At 33.4% G+C, this 23424-nt stretch carries 10 protein-coding genes and 8 pseudogenes; 5 read left to right on the plus strand and 13 right to left on the minus strand.

Features of this window, described 5'->3' with window-relative positions; translation table 11 throughout:
- Positions 1–213: 213 nt before the first annotated feature.
- Entirely contained in the window at positions 214–1764 is a 1551-nt protein-coding gene (putP, locus tag ABLV90_RS01370; RefSeq protein ID WP_460871988.1) for a sodium/proline symporter PutP, read from the minus strand.
- Between the two features lie 505 nt (positions 1765–2269).
- Between putP and ABLV90_RS01375 the strand changes: the two are divergent.
- Positions 2270–4223: pseudogene (locus ABLV90_RS01375) on the plus strand (fructose-1,6-bisphosphatase).
- A 66-nt stretch (positions 4224–4289) separates the two neighbouring features.
- Here the strand turns inward: ABLV90_RS01375 and ABLV90_RS01380 are convergent.
- On the minus strand, positions 4290–6065 hold the full coding sequence (locus ABLV90_RS01380) for a cation:proton antiporter (protein WP_460872850.1): 1776 nt from the start codon (positions 6063–6065) through the stop codon (positions 4290–4292).
- Positions 6066–6413: 348 nt separating this feature from the next.
- On the opposite strand from ABLV90_RS01380, the pseudogene ABLV90_RS01385 reads away from it, so the two are divergent.
- Positions 6414–7473 (plus strand): annotated as a pseudogene (locus ABLV90_RS01385) (hypothetical protein).
- A gap of 304 nt (positions 7474–7777) precedes the next feature.
- Here ABLV90_RS01385 and mhqD read toward each other — a convergent pair.
- The 4 genes and pseudogenes from mhqD to ABLV90_RS01405 all read right to left on the minus strand — a co-directional run bounded on the left by mhqD (position 7778) and on the right by ABLV90_RS01405 (position 10859).
- Positions 7778–8371, minus strand: coding sequence for a methylhydroquinone degradation carboxylesterase MhqD (mhqD, locus tag ABLV90_RS01390; protein ID WP_427706395.1), 594 nt, complete (start codon positions 8369–8371; stop codon positions 7778–7780).
- A 77-nt stretch (positions 8372–8448) separates the two neighbouring features.
- Positions 8449–9348 carry a VOC family protein gene (locus ABLV90_RS01395; RefSeq protein ID WP_460871989.1) on the minus strand — a complete coding sequence of 300 codons (900 nt, stop codon included), beginning with the start codon at positions 9346–9348 and terminating at the stop codon, positions 8449–8451.
- Between the two features lie 49 nt (positions 9349–9397).
- A pseudogene (gene mhqE / locus ABLV90_RS01400) lies at positions 9398–10355 on the minus strand (ring-cleaving dioxygenase MhqE).
- Positions 10356–10430: 75 nt separating this feature from the next.
- Complete coding sequence (locus tag ABLV90_RS01405; protein WP_069817135.1) at positions 10431–10859, minus strand: MarR family winged helix-turn-helix transcriptional regulator; 429 nt, start codon at positions 10857–10859, stop codon at positions 10431–10433.
- Positions 10860–11133: 274 nt separating this feature from the next.
- On the opposite strand from ABLV90_RS01405, the pseudogene aldA reads away from it, so the two are divergent.
- A pseudogene (aldA, locus tag ABLV90_RS01410) lies at positions 11134–12560 on the plus strand (aldehyde dehydrogenase).
- 93 nt (positions 12561–12653) lie between these two features.
- On the opposite strand, the pseudogene ABLV90_RS01415 reads toward aldA, so the two are convergent.
- Positions 12654–13687: pseudogene (locus tag ABLV90_RS01415) on the minus strand (metal ABC transporter solute-binding protein, Zn/Mn family).
- A 198-nt stretch (positions 13688–13885) separates the two neighbouring features.
- Here ABLV90_RS01415 and ABLV90_RS01420 point away from each other — a divergent pair.
- Positions 13886–14164, plus strand: a complete 279-nt coding sequence (locus ABLV90_RS01420) for a GNAT family N-acetyltransferase (RefSeq protein ID WP_069817142.1) — start codon at positions 13886–13888, stop codon at positions 14162–14164.
- Positions 14165–14330: 166 nt separating this feature from the next.
- Here the strand turns inward: ABLV90_RS01420 and ABLV90_RS01425 are convergent, their stop codons facing one another.
- The 3 genes and pseudogenes from ABLV90_RS01425 to ABLV90_RS01435 form a co-directional block, all read right to left on the minus strand.
- A complete protein-coding gene (locus tag ABLV90_RS01425; protein ID WP_069833213.1) occupies positions 14331–16094 on the minus strand; it encodes an ABC transporter ATP-binding protein in 1764 nt (587 codons plus the stop codon).
- Positions 16087–17868, minus strand: coding sequence for an ABC transporter ATP-binding protein (locus tag ABLV90_RS01430; RefSeq protein WP_427706388.1), 1782 nt, complete (start codon positions 17866–17868; stop codon positions 16087–16089). The genes ABLV90_RS01425 and ABLV90_RS01430 overlap by 8 nt, the downstream gene beginning before the upstream one ends.
- Before the next feature lie 155 nt (positions 17869–18023).
- Positions 18024–18570 (minus strand): annotated as a pseudogene (locus ABLV90_RS01435) (hypothetical protein).
- Positions 18571–18758: 188 nt separating this feature from the next.
- On the opposite strand from ABLV90_RS01435, the gene ABLV90_RS01440 reads away from it, so the two are divergent.
- Positions 18759–19571 (plus strand): VOC family protein, encoded by an 813-nt coding sequence (locus ABLV90_RS01440; protein WP_460871990.1) that lies wholly within the window; start codon positions 18759–18761, stop codon positions 19569–19571.
- A gap of 114 nt (positions 19572–19685) precedes the next feature.
- On the opposite strand, the pseudogene ABLV90_RS01445 reads toward ABLV90_RS01440, so the two are convergent.
- From ABLV90_RS01445 to ABLV90_RS01455, 3 genes and pseudogenes are all read right to left on the minus strand, one after another.
- Positions 19686–20343, minus strand: a pseudogene (locus ABLV90_RS01445) (NAD(P)H-dependent oxidoreductase).
- A gap of 404 nt (positions 20344–20747) precedes the next feature.
- Positions 20748–21555 (minus strand): annotated as a pseudogene (locus ABLV90_RS01450) (Cof-type HAD-IIB family hydrolase).
- 312 nt (positions 21556–21867) lie between these two features.
- Positions 21868–23406, minus strand: coding sequence for a sodium:solute symporter family protein (locus ABLV90_RS01455; protein WP_427706384.1), 1539 nt, complete (start codon positions 23404–23406; stop codon positions 21868–21870).
- Positions 23407–23424 lie beyond the last annotated feature (18 nt).

The following is a 23424-nucleotide window of genomic DNA, read 5'->3' on the forward strand; positions in this document are numbered from 1 at the left end:
TCATTCAAAAAAGTATCATTCAGTAATAAATCGAAATACATCATATTTTGAAGTCAATTTAATCAATAAAAAAGACTAACTCCCCCTTTGAAGTTAGTCTTTTATAATCTATAATTTCTCCCGCTTTAAACTAAATGGTGATTCCACAATCACTATTTAGTTTATTTGTTTAATTTTGTAGTCATAATTTAAACCCCTTATTTAAATTATGTACTATTTTTGCTTTTTAGCATCGTTAACAGTTTGACGTACATCTGCTAAATCAGCTTCAACATCAATCTCAGGTTTTTTAGTAAATTTACTTACTACAACCGTTACAATTAAACTTGTTAAGAAGCCTGGTATGATTTCATATAAATTAAAGAAATCATTGATTTCACCAAGTGGTTTAACAAACGCAATCCATATAACTACTACAATTGCCCCTGATAACATACCACTCACTGCACCAGTACGACTTAAGCCTTTCCAATATAATGACAATAGTACAAGTGGTCCAAATGCTGCACCAAAACCTGCCCATGCATTACCTACAAGACCTAAAATCGTGTCGTTTGGTGTCCAAGCAATCCAAAGTGATATAAGTGCTACAACGATTACTGATAAACGTCCCACCATAACAAATTCTTTTTGATGTTCTTTGGTTGCTTTCTCACCACGGAATAATTTATAAAAGTCTTCTGTTAATGAACTAGATGTCACTAACAATTGTGAAGAAATTGTACTCATAATTGCGGCTAAAATAGCAGCAAGTAAGAATCCACCAACAAGCGGATGGAATAAAATTTGTCCCATTAAAATGAATAGTGTTTCAGGATCTTGTATATCAGTACCACTTTGATTGATAAATGTGATACCTGTAAGACCGACGCCTACTGCACCTAATAAACTGATTGCCATCCAACCAATACCAAAACGTCTTGCTGTTGGTATTTGTTTGATTGATTTGATAGACATAAAACGTACAATAATATGCGGCTGACCAAAATAACCTAAGCCCCAAGCAAAGAATGAAATAATACCTATCGCTGTTGTACCTTTAAACAAGTCCAAGTTCGTAGGTTTTAATGCTGCTGCTTGTGATATTGTATCAAGTCCACTTAATTGCATCATAGCAACAATCGGTACCATTACCATAGCGATAATCATAACGACCCCTTGGAAAAAGTCTGTTAATGATACGGCTAAATATCCACCAAAGAATGTATATGCAATAACAATAGTCGCTACGATTATCATACCTAAGTGATAGTTCATACCAAATGCACTTTCAAATAACACCCCACCTGAAACCATTCCAGAATGAGTATAAAGCGTAAAGAATACGACAATAATTGCCCCGGCAATTATTTTAATAGAGTTAGATTTATCATCTAATCTATTTTTAAAGAAATCTGGTAGCGTAATGGCGTCCCCAGCTTTCTCTGTATATACACGGAGACGCGGTGCTACAACAATATAGTTTATGTATGCCCCTATAGTTAGACCAATCGCTAACCACGCTGCTGATAGCCCAGTAGTATAAACTTCCCCAGGTAGTCCCATGATCATCCAACCACTCATGTCGGATGCACCTGCAGATAGTGCTGTTACATATGGACCAATGTTTCTGCCGCCCAACATATATTCACTGACATTGCCTGTCGATTGTTTAAAGCCATAGTAACCTATGCCCAATAAAACAATGAAATAAATAATCAGCATAATATACGTTTGCCAGTTCGGGTCTACTTGACTCTGTAATGATGCTCCCAATGTAAACATTGAACAAACTCCCTTTTATTATATGATTTTGTCACATGCATTCATTATACAAAAATTAATGGAATTTTAAACCACTTATGAGAAGTTTTTTTGGTCTTTTTTTATTAAAAGGTCTTTATGACACTATAAATGCTGTTATACAAGCGTTTTTAACGGTTAAAATTAAAGGTGTAATTATTCTCTTTTCGTGCTTATAATCACACTTTCCAATTCAAAATAATGTATGTTTCCCACAACTTTTATATTAATATCATTTTAACTGTATTTGAGTAACATGTTATTTTACATTATTTTTTGTGATAATCGACCTTTTCCATTATATATATTTGCTATCGTTTATACATGACTAAGCCATTTTTTAGAATTTATGTACAGTTAATAATATAATAAGAAATGGACATAACAATTCAAAATAATGCTACAATATAGACTATATAATGAAAGCGTTTTACATAGCTGTAATACAAAACATTACAAAAATTATACAACTGGAGTGACATAAATCATGTGTAAAACAACGGATAAGAGCGTAAAGGACAGATATTTAGACTTACTTTCAGAACAATTCAACTCAAAGGAAGAATTGGCTACAGAAATCATTAATTTGGAATCTATTTTAGAACTTCCAAAAGGCACAGAACACTTCGTCAGTGATTTACATGGTGAATTCCATGCTTTCCAACATGTGTTACGTAATGGGTCTGGGAATGTACTGTCAAAGATTAACGACATTTTCCAAGATACTTTAACACGTAAAGAAATTAATGAATTTTCCTCACTCGTATACTACCCAGAAGAAAAAATAAAATTAATAAAAAACAATTTTACTTCTAAAGCTGAATTAGATGAGTGGTATGTAACTACAATTAATCGTTTAATTAAATTGATTACATATGCATCATCAAAGTATACACGTACAAAATTACGTAAATCTTTACCTAAAAACTATGTCTTCATTATTGAAGAATTACTGTATAAAAGTAATAAATACAATAATAAACATTCCTATTACGAAACATTAATCAATCAAATCATAGAGCTTGAACAATCTGATGATTTAATCATCGGTTTATCATTTACTATACAACATTTAGTAGTTAATCATTTACATGTTGTAGGTGATATTTATGATCGTGGCCCAGAACCAGATAAAATTTTAGAAACACTGATTGACTATCCTTCAGTAGATATTCAATGGGGTAATCATGACGTTTTATGGATTGGAGCATATGCGGGCTCTAAGGTTTGTTTAGCTAATTTACTGCGTATTTGCGCACGTTACAATAACTTAGATATCGTTGAAGATGCCTATGGTATTAATTTGCGCCCATTATTAACACTTGCTGAAAAGTACTATGATGGTAATAACAAAGCGTTTCAACCTAAAAATCCTCAGGATTTAACCCAAGCAGAATTAGAACAAATCACGAAAATACACCAAGCTATCGCAATCTTACAGTTTAAATTAGAAGCACCTATTATTAAACGTCGCCCGAGCATTCGAAATGGAAGAACGTTTAGTGTTAGAAAGTATCGATTATGCAAAAAATGAAGCTACATTGTATGGCAAGACTTACACGTTAGAAAATACTTGTTTCCAAACAATCGATCCAGAAGACCCTAATAAATTACTTGAAGAAGAAGAAGAAGTGATGAACAATTTATTATTATCTGTTCAACAATCAGAAAAATTAAAACGTCATATGACTTTCTTAATGCAAAAAGGCAAGCTCTATTTGCCTTATAACGGTAATTTACTTATCCATGGTTGCATTCCTGTAGATGAAAATGGTGAAATGGAATCTATGACGATAGACGGTGAAAAACGTTATGGTCGAAACTTATTAGACTACTTTGAAACTCACGTAAGAAAAGCATTCGATAATAAAGAAATTGAAGATGACTTAGCAACTGATCTCGTGTGGTATTTATGGACTGGCAAATATTCTTCATTATTTGGTAAACGAGCAATGACAACTTTTGAACGTTACTTTATTAGTGATAAATCAGCACATAAAGAAGCTAAAAACCCATATTATTATTTACGTGAAGATGTAGATATGTGTAAAAAAATGCTGAAAGACTTTGGATTAGATCCAGAACAAGGCCATATTATCAACGGACATACCCCTGTTAAAGAAATTGATGGTGAAAATCCAATTAAAGCAGAAGGTAAAATGATTGTAATCGATGGCGGCTTCTCAAAAGCCTATCAATCAACGACCGGTATCGCAGGCTATACCTTACTTTATAACTCATTCGGTATGCGGCTTGTGGCTCATAAACATTTTAATTCGAAAAAGCATGTTCTACTTAACGGTGCCGACGAACTTTCGATTCGCCGCGTCGTAGATAAAGAATTACAGCGTAAAAAAATACGTGATACGAATTCAGGTCAAACTATCCAAGAAAAAATTGATATCTTAAAAGAGTTAATGCATGACCGTTTCGTAAATTAAAACAACTCAATAAACGCATAAAAAATCCATTTGCTAACAATAAAACATTGCGCAAATGGATTTTTTCTATATATTTTGATGTAAATAAGCGTCTTTCAAATAACCAATCATCCCTTTTTCTGATTCTACAGGATTATTATTACCACGTTTGAATGTTACGACTTTACCATCGCCGATATGATAAAGTATCATATCATTTTCAGTTAACTCATCTTTACAAGATACTGGTATTTCTATAATATTGTGATCTTTAATAAAACGGTTAAACCAACGTGATGTAAAATTCCAATCAAAAAGAATATGATTTTTGATTGGCCCATCCACATTACTTCGTGCATGTTCATCACTAAATGACACGGGCATCATATCTACATTTTTCAAACCAAATTCTGGGACTAATTCATTAAATGCTAGACTGTTAAATACAAATGATTGCGTCATAAGTAAACATTTGTTGTAACGTGTCATATCTGCATAAATACGATCATTACTAGACAGTAAATTGCCTTCAAAAATTTCAAAATCTAAATCATGTGACCGTTGAGACGTATTTTTAAATAAATTAAATGCCATAACTGGAATATTATGTTCTCTCAATTTTGCACCGAGATGAAAAGCAAATTCACTTTCCCCTACAATGATTACACCAGGTGGTTCTGTACTTGAAAGCTTCATCACTTTACTCAATGGTAAGAAACTAAAACCATAAATCACTACGGTAATAAACACTAAACCAAAAGTAACTGGCGTTATGAATTCAGCCATCGGTGTACCTTTCTCTACAAATAAGCCCCCAAAAAACTGAGCAACAGTAAGAACGACAATACCACGTGGCGCCATCAAAGACACCATCGCACGTTCACGTTTTGAAATTTCTGTATTTATCGTAGCCAGTATAATTGAAATCGGTCTAATTAAAATAATCATGATTGCGCAGAAAATAAATAATTTCCACGACATGACACTTTTTAATACTTCTAATGTTAAAGAAGATGTAATTAAAATAAATACCGTTGAAATCATGATTGATGACGTGTTCTCAATAAAATGATCAGATTCTTTGAATATTAAATCGTGTCGTTTCATGCGTGCCATCATTAAACCGAAAATTGTAACTGCAAGTAATCCAGATTCTGGTAAAATTTCATCACATATAGCAAATATTAATAAAATAAAGACTAATTGAATCGGTGGCATGAGATTTTGAGGGATTAAATCACGTTTAATCAGCCACATAAATAAGTATGATGCACCAAAACCGATGACCACAGCTACTAAGAAACGTAAGACGAAACTCAATATAATTTGCAATTCAAAGCCCTGTTCAAATATTTGAAACACATAAAAAGCACCGAGCGCTAACATAGGGCCAATAGGATCAAGTATGATACTTTCCCATCTTAATATTGAATCTACACTTTTTCGAACTTTAGCTTGTTTTAATAACGGTTGAATTACGGTAGGTCCCGTTATTAAAAATAAACCGCCTAAGACGAGTGAAATTGCCCATGAGAATCCTAATACATAATGTAAGGCAATAGAACCTAAGATCCAAGCAATCGTAGCTCCTATAGTAATGATACGCATCACTGCCTTGGAAATACCTTTTAATTCACGAAAGTCTAAATTACTACTTCCTTCGAATAAGATAATTGCTACAGCTAATGATACTAATGGACTGAACACTTCTTGTCCTAAACTTTCTTGAGGATTAATCAGACCAAATATTGGTCCTACAAGTAACCCTACGATGGCCATGACGACAATCGATGGCCATTTAATTCTGGTAGCAAACCACTGGCTGAAAATGCCAAGCGCTAAAAATATAACGATAAGCAACATTAACGGTAAGTTTAGTAAAGTCACATAACTCCCTCTCTCTATTTTTAATATCAAACAACTTTTTTATGCTTTCTTTCAAAAATTCATTAACAGAAAAACATACTACCAAAATTTTAAGTTTAACGCACTAAAATGACCTTCACTATATACCCACACATATTTCACTTTAATCGTAGCGCTATTCCGAAACGCTTCATAAAGTACGTTCCTGATATACATATGTCTACACCAAATAAACTTTCGTGTTTATTTCTCTTCCTTTTTAAGGTAGAATTAACTATTGTGATGTTTTTTATATAACATAACTTAATTCGGATAATGAATTGTCATGAAAGGATTCCAAACAATATGAATAAATTAAAAGAAATTATTATTGTTGCTTTTGCATTTGTCGGTGTTGTAGTAGGTGCTTGGCTTTGCTACAGGGCAAGAAATTTTCCAATTTTTTACAAGTAACGGTAATTTTAGTATTTATGGTGTTTTTATTACTGGCTTGATTATTACTGTTGGCGGGGTTTTTGTGCTGAACACAGGTTATCGTCTGCGTTCACATAGTCATACAGAACCGATTAAATTTTACTTACCTCGTACAATTGCTACGATATTTGATATCATATTAACATTATTTTTATTTGCATTAGCAATGATTATGACTGCAGGTGGCGTATCTACAATTAATGAAAGTTTTGATATTCCCTATGGTCTTAGTTCATTTTTATTAATCTTAGTTATTTTATTAACACTATTTTTAAAATTTGATCGCTTAATTACTGTATTAGGTATGGTTACCCCATTCTTAGTCTTAATAGTAACAATTATTGCAATATATTATTTTTCAACTGGCCAATTTAATTTTGAGGCTGCTGACAACTATGCAAACAGTGAAGGCCGTACAGACAACTGGTGGTGGTTCGACGCAATCAATTATGGTAGTTTACAAATTGCTGCTGCTTTTAGCTTTCTTTCAGTAATGGGCGGACGTTTAAAATTTGAGAAATCCACTATTTGGGGTGGTATTTTTGGTGGTATTATCATCACCTTCTTATTGCTAATGCTCAATCTTGGAATGGTTACAGAGTTTGCTCAAATTACAGGCGTTGCACTCCCATCATTATTACTAGCAAATAATATTTCTCCTTTTATTGGTGTATTTATGGCTATCGTTATGATTTTGGTTATTTATAACACAGTTGTAGGTTTAATGTATGCATTTGCCTCACGCTTTACTGAACCTTATAGTAAATCGTATTACATTTTAATTATCGTAATGGCAATCATTACTTTTGCTACAACTTTTATTGGTTTTATCGAATTGATAGGCAAAGTATTCCCTATTATGGGTATTTTCGGTTTCATTCTATTAATTCCGATATTTATTAAAGGGATACTTAAAAACAAACCCGAATAACACATATTTGATCATCTATATTCCGAAAGAAAATCACTTTTATAAGATATAGTCAAAATCGAATATTTCCACCACTTTGGAGAGTGGGATAGGAATCTATTTTTCCTAGCAAGATTTCATCGTATGAAACCAGTCCGAGCACAGCTGACTAGGTAATAATCGAGTCTGAGACATATATTTTGTCTTAGACTCTTCTTTTTTATGTATTTTAAATCTAGTTATTATTACCTCTAAATAAAAAAAGACATAAACTGCATGCGCTATTTTACACACATGAAGTTTATGCCTTCTAATTCTTGCTAAATTATTGATTTAATACTGTTTGGCCCGCTTGAATACCTGCTTGAGTCAATTCGTGACTGTTCACCCAAACTTGCGTTACATTTGCTCCACGGCTTTCAAAAATATCAATTACATTCTTACTAGCTTCTACAGGAACGATTGGATCATTTTCTCCCATAGAGAGTAATACATCTACACCACTTAAATCTTTATTGTTCACTAAATCTACAGGATAAAGTGGTGCATATAACAATGCTTTTTTAAATGTAATATTATCATGTAACATCATGCTAATCGCTATATTTGAGCCATTTGAAAAACCTACTGGTATGGCTTGAGCTAAATCAAAGTTATATTTATCAGCCGCTTCTTTTAAAAATGTAATTAAGCGCTCTGTTCTATATTCTAAATCTTCGATATCGTATTTTCCTTCTCCTAGACGTTTGAAGTAACGGTTCATACCATTTTCAGAAACTTCTCCCCTAACACTTAATACATTATATTTAGAATTCAATACTTCACCTAATGGTAACAAGTCTTTTTCATCCCCACCTGTACCATGTAATAAAATAAATGTAGGTGCGTTTGCTTCGCCTTCTTTAAAAATGTGTTCCATATATCGACAGCTCCTTTTATTGTTGTATTATATTCATTCAACCTGCTAATGTGTAAAATCACTATTATAATAAACCACTATATTCTAATTGGTGGTAAATGGCGTAAAAGTTCTTCTCTTTTATCTTCAAACTGAGGTGGTAACATCAAATGTGTACCAAGTTCCTCAAATTGTTCATCAACAGTAAATCCTGGACCCTCTGTCGCAAATTCAAAAATGATACCACCATGTTCTTTCATGTAAACTGCATTAAAATAATTGCGGTCTTTAACATCTGTTACGTGATAACCTTTTCCTGTCATTTTTACTTGCCGACCACGATGGTCTTTATCTGTAGGTACAGACCAAGCAATGTGATGTACAACGCTAACACCCCAACGTACATTTTCTTTCGGTGCGACTTTCTTAACCATCACATGATGTTGCCAATCTCCAGCTGTTTCAATATGGAGATAATCATCATTTTCACTTACTTGAGACAACCCCATATCAGTTGTTAAAGTACGGGCAGTCGCTGTTGGATCCATAGACAACAGCGTCACACCATGAAAACCAATAATATCTTTGTCATTACCTGTATTTGTTTCGCCTTCAACAAGTGCCAATGGCAAACCATGTATATCATCAAACTCTAGCGTTTCTTTATCAAATAACTGTGTTCTTTCTACCTTTATATCATTTTCTTGTAAATGTTGTTCCCAAGTCGCAATAGCATCTTTTGGAATTCTAAACGCAATTCTTTCAACTTGCCCCGCACCAATACGACCTTTATGTGCATTTGGCCAATTGAAAAACGTTAATATCGTTCCATTATCGACGTTACCATTCGAGAAATATAAATGATACGTAGACGGATCATCGAAATTCACTGTCTTTTTAATTAATTTCAAATTTAATATATCTCTATAAAATTGAATATTTTCTTCTGGATTACCTACAATTGCTGAAATATGATGAATGTGTTGAATTGCTTCCATAATTGTTCCCCCTAATTATTTACCTTTACACTTTTTTAATGCGAGTGCTTTAACGTTTTGTGTTAAATGGTTTGACTTCTGATTCAATATATTCACGTTGCTCTTCTAAAAATGGTGGCAGTGCTAGACTTTCTCCAAGTGTTTCATACGGTTCGTCACCCATAAAACCTGGGCCATCTGTAGATACTTCAATTAATATATGACCGATACGTGCATATAAAGCTTCAAAATAAAATCTATCCACTAAGCCAGAATTACCTATGCCCATTTCTTTATATTTTTCCATCCATTGCTCAATTGCTTCATGATCTTTTAATCTGAATGACACATGATGTACTTCACCATATCCTTGACGCGATCTTGGTCCTTCAGCATCTTTTCTTAAAATTACTTGACCGCCATTGCCACCTTCACCGACTTCTAATAAAGCAACATTATCTTCTTCATGTTTCACTTTCATGCCAAAGACTTGTTCTAATATTTTGATGAAATCTTCAAAATAGCTAACTGTAATTTCGATTGGTCCCAATCCATAAATAGCTTTATCTGTTGGTACAGGTCCATTTTTCCATGGTGTACCCGGTGCAACACCTGTATTATGCTCATCTGATACAAGTTGGTATCTTTGACCATCCACTTCTTCAAATGGTAAAACTTTTGTGCCAAATAACGTTTGTATGCCATCATGTTTTATTTCAAAGTCATTAAAACGTTGTTCATAATATTCAAGTGTCTGCATCATTTGGAACTCTAAATGATGAACGTGAAATTGAATTTGTTCCACCAGTCCCTTTTGGCACGTTAGGAAAATCGAAAAATGTCATATCTGTTCCTGGTGAACCGACATCATCTGCAAAAAATGTGTGATACGTATATATGTCATCTTGGTTTACTGTTTTTTTAACAAGTCTCATACCTAATACTTCTGTGAAAAATTTATAGTTTCTTTCTGCATCGTCAGTGATCGCAGTTACATGGTGGATACCTAATAATTGATTGTTTGTCATAATAAAACTCCTTATTTTTTATAATTTATCTCGATTTCGAAGTAATTTTTACTAAATTTTAAAAGTGCTACTACACTACGTGGATTGAGCACTTATTTTTTTCAAAGCTTGTTTTAATGTGGTCATTTCTTCATCGGTAAGTACCGAGAATGTTGATGTTAACGTTGCCGCATGTTCTGGAAATATATCATCCATCAATGCATGTCCTTGATCGGTAAGCGAAGCATTGGTAACACGTTTATCTTGTTCATTACGTATTCTGATTACAAAACCTTTTTCTTCTAATTTATCTACAACATATGTGATACTACTGCTAGCAATTAATACTCTCTGTCCAATACGCTGTATCGGTTGATCACCTTTGTTATACAATAATTCCATTACTTCAAATTCTGTAAGATTTAAGCCATAACGTTGAACGTCTGTCCTTACAATTTGTTCCAAAAAGTCTACCGTTCGGTTTAATCCAATGAATGCATTTAATGATTCTTTTGTACGGTTCATTACGTCACCAACTTTCAATTTGTTTCGAATTCGAGATAAATATAACACCTCTCAATAACATAGTCAACAGATAAGTATAAAAAATATACCAAAATAAATAAAACATCTATTTTATGCTCTTATTTAAGACTAAAAGTCATTTTCATTACTTATTTTCACTTCAAAAGTAAATTAAAATATCTCATTAATTATTATACAAAATAATATTATTTCTCTCATTTTCGTTTTTAAAAACCACTTCAGTGGTAGAAGGAACTAGATGGAGGTGTCATAATTGAACAAAGTATTTATCAATAATGAATTTATCGAAAGTAAATCAACTGACACAGCAGACGTAATTAACCCTGCTACGGAAGAAGTAATAGATACAATTTCATTCGCAACAGAATCAGAAGTTAATGATGCAGTAGAAAAATCAAAACACGCTCAGTTAGAATGGGAAAAAGTACCTGAACCTACGCGTGCTTGATCATGTAAAATTATTAATTCCATTATTGGAACAGAATAAAGATACATTGGCAGAATTATACGTTAAAGAACAAGGTAAAACACTTGCTTCAGCTAAGGGTGAAATTGATAAAGCGATTCAGTTCATCGATTATATGACTAGCTTAAGTATGAGTAACAAAGGTGAGGTTTTACAAAACAGTCGTGAAAACGAAACTATTTTACTTACGAAAAAACCCGTTGGTGTTACTGCTGGCATTGTTCCTTGGAACGCGCCAATTATGGTATTAATGAGAAAAGTCATACCGGCTATCGTTACTGGCTGTTCGGTAGTGATTAAACCTAGTGAAGCAACTTCTTTAATTACACTTAAACTTGCAGAACTTATTCGCCAATCTACAATACCTGCTGGCCTTGTACAAATCCTACCAGGTAAAGGCGAAACAGTTGGTACTCAATTGGCACAACATCCTGACATTCAATTAATCTCTCTTACTGGTAGTATGCGTGCGGGTAAATCTGTTTATGCTGAAAGTGCTAGTACAGTTAAAAAGGTTAATTTAGAGCTTGGTGGTAACGCCCCCGCACTCGTCACTGCTAACGCTAATTTAGATAAAGCTGTTGACTATATCGTTACTGCAAGAGTAAACAATGCTTGGTCAAGTATGTACATGTCCAGAACGTATTTTTGTACACGAAGCAATTCACGATACATTTATCAATAAATTAAAAGTTAAGATGGAACAACTTAAAGTTGGCGACCCATTCAATAAGGATACGGACTATGGTGCTATTATTAATCAACAACAACTTGATAGCATTGATGACAAAGTACAAGATGCTATCAAAAATGGTGCTGACTTAATTACAGGCGGACATAAAGTGGATGGCGCCGGCTATTTTTATGAACCAACTATTTTAGATAAAGTTAATCCACAAGATAGTGCATTTAAAGAAGAAATTTTTGGTCCTGTCATACCGATTGTGACATATAATGAATTTGAAGACGCTATTGAACAAGCAAACGATACTAATGCCGGGTTATCGTCATTTATCTTTTCTGAAGATTTAAAAGAAATAATGACTGCTACAGAACGTCTTAAATTTGGCGAAGTTTATGCTAACTGTGAAGCTGAAGAAGTCGTGAATGGCTTCCATGCAGGTTGGAGAGAATCTGGTTTAGGTGGCGCTGATGGTATTCATGGTCTTGATGAATATTATAATACCACTGTATCTTATATAAGATATGACTAAACACATCAGTCATAGACTTGAATAATAATATTAAAAAGCCACGAAGAAATGCGCTAAAACAGCATTCTTTCGTGGCTTTTTGACTTTGACTTTTTAATCGTTTAAAGCTTTATCCAATGATTTTATGTTTTTTTTCATCAATGATTGGTATGAAATGTTGTCTTTATCCGCTTCGGATTTAGACAAGGTCGCCATATTATGGAAACCTAATGGTGTCGAATCAGATTCCTTCTGAATGACATCTGTTACTTTAGAAGAAATATTTTGTTCATATAAAACGTAGGGCTGTCCTGTAGCTTTAATGTTTTTAACAATATCCATCAAATCTCTTTGACTTGGTTCTTCATTATTCATACCGCTGACACCCACTTGTTCAAAACCATATCTGTTAGCTAAATAACCAATCGAATCATGTGAAATAACTACTTTATCTCGTTTCGTATCTTTAGTAATTGCTTTCATTTGCTCATCAATAGCTTCAATATCTTTAACTAATTTTTGATAATTTTTGTCATAATAATCTTGGTGTTCAGGATCTTTTTTCGTTAAATCATCTCTGATTTCTTTTGCGAATATTTTGTTCATCTCTGGATCAAGCCACACATGAGGATCATTTTTGCCATGGTCATGGCCTTCGTGTTCATCTGCTTTGTCTGAATGTTCATGGCCTTCGTGTTCGTGTGCTATTTCTTCATGTTCGTGGCCTTCATGTTCATGGCTATGCTCTGCTTCCTCGTGTTCATGATTAGCATTAAAATCTTTTTCACTCAAATTTTTTGCTAAGGGCAATTTTAAATTATCATTATTGATAGAATTTGTAATTGTTTTTGCGACTGGATCCATATCTTCACTTGAATAAACAAACAAATCACCTTTGGCAATATTAATCATCTCTTTTTGCGTAGGCTCAAATGAGTGCATATCAGCGCCCGGTGGATAAATAGATTCTGCTTCCACATATTTGCCACCGATTTGTTCGGTAAAGCTTTTGAATGCAAATGCAGTCGTATATATTTTTAGTTTATTTTTAGAACTGACGTCTTTTTTTCTTCTTTATTAATATCTCCGCACGCACTGAGTAACACAGCACATACACATGTCAGTATCAACAGTATACTTTTTTTCAAAAAAACGCTCCTCCAAATCGAAATTGTTCCGTTAAAACTATAAACTTATTTTACATATTTTTCAATGGTTTTCGCTTAATCATTATATTTTCTATACTCAACTTTATCACTTCTATGTTAATTCATACTGTAAATTGTTTAACATTCGGCAAAACGTGATATTTAGTAAGTAATACATTTATAATAGGAGTGATAATAATGGCTGATATTAAACAAGGTACCAATAAATTTTACATTGGTGATGACGAAAATAACCCACAAGCACAAATTACTTTCAAACAACAAGGTGATAATCAAATTGATATTGATCACACTGGTGTTCCAGAAGAATTTGGCGGACAAGGCATTGGTTCGAAATTAGTTAAAGCAGTTGTAGATTATGCACGTGATAATAATTTAAAAGTGACTGCATCTTGTCCATTTGCTGAAGCAGTAATTGAAAAAAATTCAGATTATCAAGATGTTTATGTAGGTTAAGTATTAAAAGTTTAAATTAGATATTTCACAATAGCTGGCTGACATTTAAATACACTTGTTTCAAGTTCTTATGCAAACGTTTCAGTTCTTGCATGCCTTGTTCTAGTCAGCCATGTAGAGGTGGATGTATGAAATCAAATTTTGATTTCATACGCCCGCCTCTTTCTTATCCATTTTGTAATAAATACATATTATGATATATACCGTGTTGTGCAATCAATTGATCATGGGTACCACGTTCTACTATTTCCCCACGGTTTAATACAAGAATTTGATCCGCATCTTGTATTGTAGATAATCTATGTGCAATTGCTAAAGTTGTGCGACCTTTTCGCATTTCATTTAATGATTTTTGTATTTGTTCTTCTGTTTCTGAATCTATATTTGCAGTTGCTTCGTCTAAAATTAATACTTTGGGATTCGTAGCAATTGTTCTCGCGAAGGCAATTAATTGTCTTTCGCCACTTGAAAAGGCACTCCCTTTTTCTATCACTTTATGATTATATTGCCCTGGCAATTTCTCAATAAAATGATTAGCATGTACAAATTCTGCTGCAGCCTTCACTTGTTCAAATGTCATTGTAGGATGGTACAACTTAATATTAGATGATATTGTACCGTAAAATATAAATGCATCTTGTAAGACTAATCCTATCTTCTCTTTTAATTCCGATTTAGGTATCGTCTTAAGTGAATTGCCATCCACTTCTATGTCACCTCGGTTAAATTCATAAAAACGCATAAACAGGTTAATGATAGAACTCTTTCCAGAGCCAGTATGACCAACTAAAGCTACCATTTCACCTGGATTGGCAGTAAAAGTGATATCTTTCAGCACATCTGTTTCACCATCATAACTAAAACTAACATGTTTAAATGCAATTTTTCCTTCTTCAATTTTGCGCGTATTGATTTCATGCTGTTGTGGTTCATAAGTGTCATCATCAATAAGTGCAAATACTCTGCTAGCTGATACGAGTGCTTGTTGTAAGATATTTAAATTCTGACTCACTTGATTAATAGGTTCAAAGAAACGTTCCATATATTGTACAAACGCAAATACAACACCCGCCGTGATACCAGTAGTAAAACTTATAACACCAAAATAACCAAGAATCATGACCACTGCAAAAACTGATATCGAACTGATGGCAGGACGTAATAATAAACTATCCAACTTTACTGTCTTCAGCATATAATCATAATGTTCGTCATTAATCTTATTAAACTCTTTATTTAATCGTTGCTCTTGATTAAACGCTTGAATAATTCTCATACCTTCAATTGATTCTGCTAATTTAGAGTTTAAATCAGATAATCTTTGTCTCGTTTTAGTAAAAAGAAAGGCAGAATATTTTCTATACGTCGCTAATATTAGAAAAATAATAGGCAAAAACACAAGTGCAATTAATGCTAATTTTACGTCTAAAATAAACATCATAATATAGCTTGCAATCATCATAAAAAATGCCATGATAAAAGTAGAAAACACACCAATAATCATATCCACGATTGTTTCTGTGTCATTCGTCAATCTTGATACAATACTGCCCCCAGGTACTTTATCGAAATACTTCATTCCTAATTTCCCTAATTTATTAAAAGCGTCAATACGCAATTGTTGAATTACCTTAAAAGCTAAATATTGGAACATATACTGACTAAAATAAAGCGTGATAGCACCTATGATTTGTATGCCTAGAAATATTACAATCAACCAAATCATAATATCTTTTGGAAAATATCGTGGCGTTAAATAATCATCAATAAATATCTTGACCATATACGGCGTCATCATACTTGCCACAGTGGATAAGATCAGCATGATAAAGGCTAACGTGATTGTACCTTTATAGGGTAGCGTATATTTAAATAACCGAATTAATGCACTCCCTTGATCCTTGGCAGTTAAGTTAGTACGTTCAGTCATTTTCATCGCCCCCTTTCGTAAGATCATCTAAGTTACGTGATAACTTATCTTGTAAAGCTTGGGCTTGATACGTTTCATAATACCAACCTTTTTTCTCTATGAGCGAAGTGTGTGTACCACTTTCAACGATTGTCCCTTCATCCAATACAATGATGAAGTCAGCATGTTTTACAGCGCTCATGCGATGTGCAGTAATGATGTTGGTTTTACCATTTCTAACACTTTCTAAATTAGCTAAAATAGCTTCTTCTGTCTGTGCATCCACAGCTGACAATGAATCATCCAAGATAAGAACTTCTGGATCTACTAACAATGCTCGTGCGATTGACACACGTTGCTTTTGACCACCAGATAAAGAAACACCTCGTTCACCAACTACAGTATGATAACTATTGGGAAAATCCATAATATCGTCATGAATAAGACTTAAGCGACTCGCTTCATAAATACTGTCATCATCAATCTCCTCATTACTAAATGCGATATTATTACGTATTGTAGTAGAAAATAAAAAGTGTTCTTGTGGCACGTAGCCAAATTGAGCTCTTAAATGCTTCACATTATAGTCTCGAATTGGATAGCCACCGTAAGTGATATCTTGTGGTCTTTTAGTATCAAATTCTCTCAATAGTAAACGTATTAATGCACTTTTCCCAGAACCTGTACGCCCTACAATACCGAGTGTCGATCCTTGCTTAACTGAAAAATGAATTCCATAAAGTCCTTGTTCATCATTACCCGGGAAATTAAATTGTTCTATATTAAATATAATGTCACCTGTTGGAGGACCATCGATTTTATAAGTAGTCTCTATATCATTCGGTAAGTTTTCAATTTCCTCAATACGCTCATAAGAAGCTTTGGCTCTCTGCACAATATTAAAAAATAAACCTAGTGCTAATAATGGCCATACAAGCATGCCTAAATACGTAGTAAAAGTGATAAGTTGTCCTAGCGTAATCTCATTTTGAAATACCATTTGTGCACCAAATGCAATTGCTAAAAAGTAACTCGTACCAATTACCAATGTTATCGTAGGGTCAAATAAGGCGTCTATTTTCGATACTTTCAAATTTTTCGCTACGACATCATCACTGAGCGCTTTGAAATCTGCTTGGTCACTTGTTTCATAACCAAATGTTTTAGTCACTTTAATACCTGCAACACTTTCTTGTGTTTTATCATTCAATTTACTAAATGCGGCTTGTGCTTTTTTAAACCCTTTGCTTAAAAGAGACCCATAGTAACTTGTTAATAACACCATAAAAGGTAAGGGAATGAGCGCAATTAATGTTAGTTTCCAACTTACCGTCGTAGCCATAGTAATTACAACGGTACCTCCACTAATTAGCGAATCAGCAATCATTAGAATACCCGCACCTGCAGCATTTTGAACTGCTCTAATATCGTTAGTTGCATGCGCCATTAAATCGCCTGTACGTCTGTTTTGGAAAAATATCGCACTCATCGCCGTATATTTTTCATATAAATAGGTTCTCAAAGTCTGCCCTAACTTTTGGCTCGTTCCAAAAATAGATAATCTCCATACATATCTTAAAACATACGTTAATATCGCTACTATAGTTAGGATAATGAGGTAGATTGTTAATAATTTGGGTGTTAACTTATTTGTCGTCATTTGATCTATTGTCTTACCTATGATTTGAGGTGGTACAATTTCAATTAATGCGATTAATAGCAACGTAAACAAACCAATAATATAGCTCATTTTTTGTTGCTTAAAAAACCATCCTAATTTCCAAAATACTTTCAAACCCTCACCCCCAAAATCACGTTAATTACATTGTCTCCATATTTTACCATAAGTTAACATATGTAAATATAGGAATATTTTTACATAATTAGTTGCTGAGAAAGATACAAAAATACCAGCAATGAGGATCACTGCCGGCATAATTATAATAAGTTTTAGTTTGAGTTTTTCCGTTGTTGTTCTTGAAATTCGTAAAACACTTGAAATAACATAATTAACATTCGTTGGGTGATACGTTTCATCTTCAATATATACGTCATGACGTGATGCTAATTTAAAGCGTTCAGACTTTGTTTGCATTAATACATTGTGTCCGTCTGTCACTTTTACGCTTCTAGAAAAAAGTCCTGATTGAAATTTTAATGTATCTCCTTTATTACCTTCAAAAAGTAATGTGGGTTTAAACCCTATTTTCGAACGAAAAACACCTATTGGATTGTCGTTTTTCTCTACTTCCCATACCGTTTTAAATGGCGTTTTAAATGCCCCACTTATGGTTTTTTCCTGAAGAATACGATACGTATCTTTGCCATCTGTAATCTCAAAGTTTTGTTTACTATTGCCAAACATTGCAAAAGCTTCTTGTGTTGATGAAGTATAAAATAACTGTAACTTAAATACCGCTTCATCCTTATCATTAAACACATCAATTGCTGATTTGGAAGAACTGAAAAAATTTTCTTTAAAATAATAATGTGGCATTTTCAAAACTCCTATCCGTTAACTTTCTTCATTTAACCCTAATATACCCGAATGTTGATATTCAAACAATAAATAATTTTGAAATTCTATTTGTATATTCAAGCAAATTGTGTTGACTTATAAAGTAAGTTACTCTAAACTCAAACTTGTAATAATAATAAATACAAGTAATGATAAGGAGCTTTATTATGACTTTTCACGATAATACATCAATCCAAGTAACGAATATCACTTTAAATGTTGAAAACCTATCAACAATGATTAAATTTTATAAACAAATTTTAGGCTTAACCGTCAATACTGAAACACAAAAGGACATTATATTTAATATAGGCAACCATGGTCACACTTTAACTTTACACGAAATCACTGATGGACGTCGCCCTTCTATGAAAGAAGCAGGTCTATTCCATATCGCTCTACTATTACCATCTAGAGTAGATTTAGCTAATTTTTTATATCACGCATCAAGTTTAGGCGTACAAGTTGGTGGAGGTGACCACCTTGTCAGTGAAGCGTTATACCTCTCAGATCCTGAAGGCAACGGAATTGAAATCTATGATGATCGCTCAAAAGATGAATGGTCATGGAACGGTAATAAAGTAAAAATGGATACACTGCAAGTCGACGTTAATGACCTTGTTGCACAACGTACAGAAACAGGTTGGCAAGGTATGCCTAGCGATGCCAAAATAGGACATTTACATTTAAAAACCGCAGACTTAGAACAAGCGCGTCGTTATTATATTGACCAATTAGGGTTAGAGCACATTTCTGATTACCCACAAGCGCTATTCATGTCTACTAACCGATACCACCACCATATTGCGACAAACGTATGGCAATCTAACACGATGCGTCAAGATAACGACACAAGTTTCGGTCTATCACATGTAGATATTTACAAACCTAGTGCAACTTCAGAACAATTTATTGGACCAGAAGGTTTTGAAATTGCAATACACAATGACACCTCACTCGTAGCAGATAAAAATGAATAACTACTAGCGTCTTTTCGAATAAAGTATACAAAGAAACCTCCAAAGCTTCTGCAAAAAGTAGATAGTTTGGAGGTTTTATTTATTATATAAATTAAATATTTTACTAATAGTTTATTATAACCACGTTACAACATCTGATTGTGGCTGACGTACTTTGTCTTTCGATTCTGTTTCTCTATAACCAAAAGCGACCATTACGGAAGGTGCAAAGTGTGCTGTATCTGCAATACCTTCTTCATCTAAGAATTGAGTAACCGCATCTAAATCAAAGCCTTCGATAGGACAAGAATCAATGTTTAACAATGCTCGCACTCGTCATCATATTACCAAGTGCAATATATGTTTGTTTTTTAGCCCAATCTAACAATGTTTGTTCAGTATCATTAATATGGAAACTTGTTTGGAAACTTTCAAATTTTTCTTCTGTTGCGGGAATACTTTCTTCACTATATTGTTTAATATCACGTATCATATGTTGAACGAAAGGTGATTTTGCTGTTACATTTTTGCGTGCTAAAAGCAATACAAAATGACTTGCTGTATCTAGTTGGCCTTGTGCCCCCCAACTGATTTCTTTCAATTTATTTCTGATCTCACTATTTTGAATTACAACAAATTTCCACGGCTCTAATCCAAGTGAACTTGGTGAAAGTCTGCCCGCTTCTAAAATAGTATTAAAATCACTGTCTTCTATTTTTTTACTTGCGTCAAAACGTTTTGTTGCATGTCTAAAATTAAACGCATCTAATATCGTTTGTTGCATTTGTGTCATAACCTGAGTGACCTACCTTTCAAATCAATTATATATCTTAGTATAGCTACTTTTTAATTCTTATTGAAATAATATGTTTATATAATTGTAGTGGCTAATATAAACGACTAAGGCTGTGCTCTTGCAAGCGAGTATGATTTATAATAAATCAACTCTCTTTATATAAACTATAGTATCCAAATCATTATTTCATACGAGACGCCTGAGGGAACAGACACGAGCCCAAGACTATAGGCTGAGGCTTATAGCCCTAGGCAAGCGAGTATGAAATTTATATAGCACTGTCAAAGTTATGTTTGTAGAAAGGACAAAAAAACTGCCAACAACGTTACGATTTTGTCGACAGTTTAAGCGTAAGGTACATAAATACAGCAAAGTTAAAGATTTCTGTCCCGCTTCCCTATTTAATTCAGTACTTTTAATACTTTTTCCTCAATCACAGTTAACACGCCTTGCTCATCATTCGTAGGTGCGATGTGATTTGCTACTTCAAATAATGTTTCATCTTCACTATTTTTCATAACATAACTATGTGTTGCAAGTTCTAACATATCTAAGTCATTATTGGCATCACCAAATGCCATCAGGCTATCAGGACTTAATTCCCATTTTTTAAGTAAACGATGCAATGCACTGGCCTTTAGTCATTCCAGGTATAATAAGATCGATACTGTCTCGACCACTCGACACAAGTTTTAAATCTTCTGTAAAGTTTTTAGTTAAATCATCATCCAGTGTCGGATGTGAGTTTCTATTAATATTCAATGCTATTTTCACATATTCATCCTCTGGCAAATCTTGAAATGACTCAATTTCTTCCAATTGACGATAATAAAAATGCGCATCTTTTTTAAATGCTTCCGTATTATCTTTTAATATATATGCACTGCGTAACCCACAAACAATCAGATTATCAATGCCACGCTCAATATTTAAATAGTCAATTACTTTTTGATAAAAGCTTCTATCAAATGCTTCATAGTCATATAAAGTATCCCCTTCATATATAACCGCACCGTTTTCAGCCACAAACAACATATCACGTTGCCCGAAAATAGATTTTAATTTTGCATATTGGTTACCACTTGCTGCAATAAACTTAATGTCATGTGCTTTGAGCTGTTGAAAAATTTGTTCAAATCTTTTTTCATCATAACCTTTTTTGGAATCTAAAAATGTTCCATCCATATCAACTGCAATTGCTTTTATCATAATGTCCCCTCAAATCTTCCTTATTATGTATATCTTTATATTATATCGACTATACAGTTTGATTCAAAGTAAATTCATTATATATTGTAATTTAATTATTAATACTTAACCCACACTGTCTTATTACAAAAATCAATTTTATATTTTTTCATGTAACTTAAATAATGGAAAACAAATACAAAAACTGCCGGAAAATTTGATGCTTTTTCGACAGTTTATATGCTTCCAATATTGTAATTTTCACTTTTATTTCAAACTATATTATAGCTTTAACAGTTATTTTAATTAAGGAAAGTTGTTGTATAATCATGCTTAACTTTTAGGTTTTTTAACATGTACTTTAGATACATAATTAGATTTTTCTTTAATATCATAAATAGTTAAACCTTTAATATCTTTCTTCTCACCTGGAACAATAATACTCACAATATAAGAGAAGATAAATGCAACTACAAATGAAATAATGGAAACGAAGAATGGTGAACTTCCTCCACCTACACCGTTAAAGATATAAGCAAATATAATTCCCAAAATCAATCCTACAATGACACCAAATGTATTCGTACGTTTTGTAAAGATACCAACCGCAAATACACCTGCTAATGGTACGCCTACAAGACCTGTAACTAATAAGAATAAATCCCATAAATCATTGGAATCCGCTGCAATAAGATAGAGTGACATTCCAAAACCAAACAAACCTGATAAAATAATCATCCATCTTGCAAACGTAACTTCTTTTTTCTCTTCACCTTTACCGAAAAATCTATGTTTAATATCGACAGATAAACAAGCAGAAATTGAATTTAAGCTTGATGAAATCGTTGACTGCGCGGCTGCAAAAATAGCAGCGATTAGTAAACCAGCAATAAATGGCGGCATTTCAGTAAGTATAAAGTAAGGTACGATTGATGATGTATTAAAACCTTCTGGCAAACTACTTTCATGGCTATAGAATGAATAAAGCATTGTACCCATACCATAAAATAATGGTGCAGAAATTAATGCTAAAGCACCATTCATCCATAATGATTTTTTTGTTTCTTTCATCGAATCTGACGCTTGATAACGTTGTACTACGTCTTGACTCGCCGTATATTGGTGCAAGTTATTAAATATATTCCCTAAGAAAATAATAGGAATCGCTGCAGCTGCTGAATTTAATTTCCAGTTATCTGCACTAATAATTTTCTTGTTCTCTAAAGCATCTGATATAAGTGTATCCATACCACCTTGTATATGCGTTACCCCTAAGATGATAATTGCTGCGGCACCACCTAATAAGATAACCCCTTGAATAAAGTCACTCCATACTACACCTTCAAAGCCCCCTAGGAAAGTATATAAGATACAAAGTATGCCGACCAGACTTGCCACTACATAAGGATTCATATCAGATACTGCTGTGATTGCCAATGTAGGTAAATAAATTACTATTGCAACTCTACCTATATGAAATAACACAAACAGTAATGAACCTATGACGCGGACACTCGGTCCAAATCGTGCTTCTAAATACTCGTATGCCGAAGTAACATTTAACTTTTTGAAAAACGGCACATAAAAATAAATTAACAGTGGAATAATTGCTACAATTGCAATATTACCAGCAATATAAGACCAGTCAGTTAGAAATGCTTTTTCTGGCGTAGACATAAATGTGATCGCACTTAAAGTGGTCGCATAAATAGAAAATCCTACCGCCCAAGATGGCAAACGTCCGCTTGCCGTGAAAAAGCTATCTGTATTTTGACTTGCTCGTTTTGTAAAATATGCCCCAACTAACAGCATAATTAATAAATAAACGATTACTGCTACCCAGTTCCATGTACCAAAACCTACCTGTTGCATTTACTTCATCCCCTTACG

The organism is Staphylococcus sp. 2S1 (genome assembly GCF_046721335.1).
Taxonomy (GTDB): domain Bacteria; phylum Bacillota; class Bacilli; order Staphylococcales; family Staphylococcaceae; genus Staphylococcus; species Staphylococcus equorum_A.

Excerpts from the sequence above, each read along its gene's own strand:
- ABLV90_RS01405 (WP_069817135.1), bottom strand. The coding sequence starts at position 10,859 with ATGAACCGTACAAAAGAATCATTAAATGCATTCATTGGATTAAACCGA.
- putP (WP_460871988.1), bottom strand. The coding sequence starts at position 1,764 with ATGTTTACATTGGGAGCATCATTACAGAGTCAAGTAGACCCGAACTGG.
- ABLV90_RS01395 (WP_460871989.1), bottom strand. The coding sequence starts at position 9,348 with ATGGAAGCAATTCAACACATTCATCATATTTCAGCAATTGTAGGTAAT.
- ABLV90_RS01380 (WP_460872850.1), bottom strand. The coding sequence starts at position 6,065 with ATGTTGCTTATCGTTATATTTTTAGCGCTTGGCATTTTCAGCCAGTGG.
- ABLV90_RS01425 (WP_069833213.1), bottom strand. The coding sequence starts at position 16,094 with ATGACTGAACGTACTAACTTAACTGCCAAGGATCAAGGGAGTGCATTA.
- mhqD (WP_427706395.1), bottom strand. The coding sequence starts at position 8,371 with ATGGAACACATTTTTAAAGAAGGCGAAGCAAACGCACCTACATTTATT.
- ABLV90_RS01455 (WP_427706384.1), bottom strand. The coding sequence starts at position 23,406 with ATGCAACAGGTAGGTTTTGGTACATGGAACTGGGTAGCAGTAATCGTT.
- ABLV90_RS01420 (WP_069817142.1), top strand. The coding sequence starts at position 13,886 with ATGGCTGATATTAAACAAGGTACCAATAAATTTTACATTGGTGATGAC.
- ABLV90_RS01440 (WP_460871990.1), top strand. The coding sequence starts at position 18,759 with ATGACTTTTCACGATAATACATCAATCCAAGTAACGAATATCACTTTA.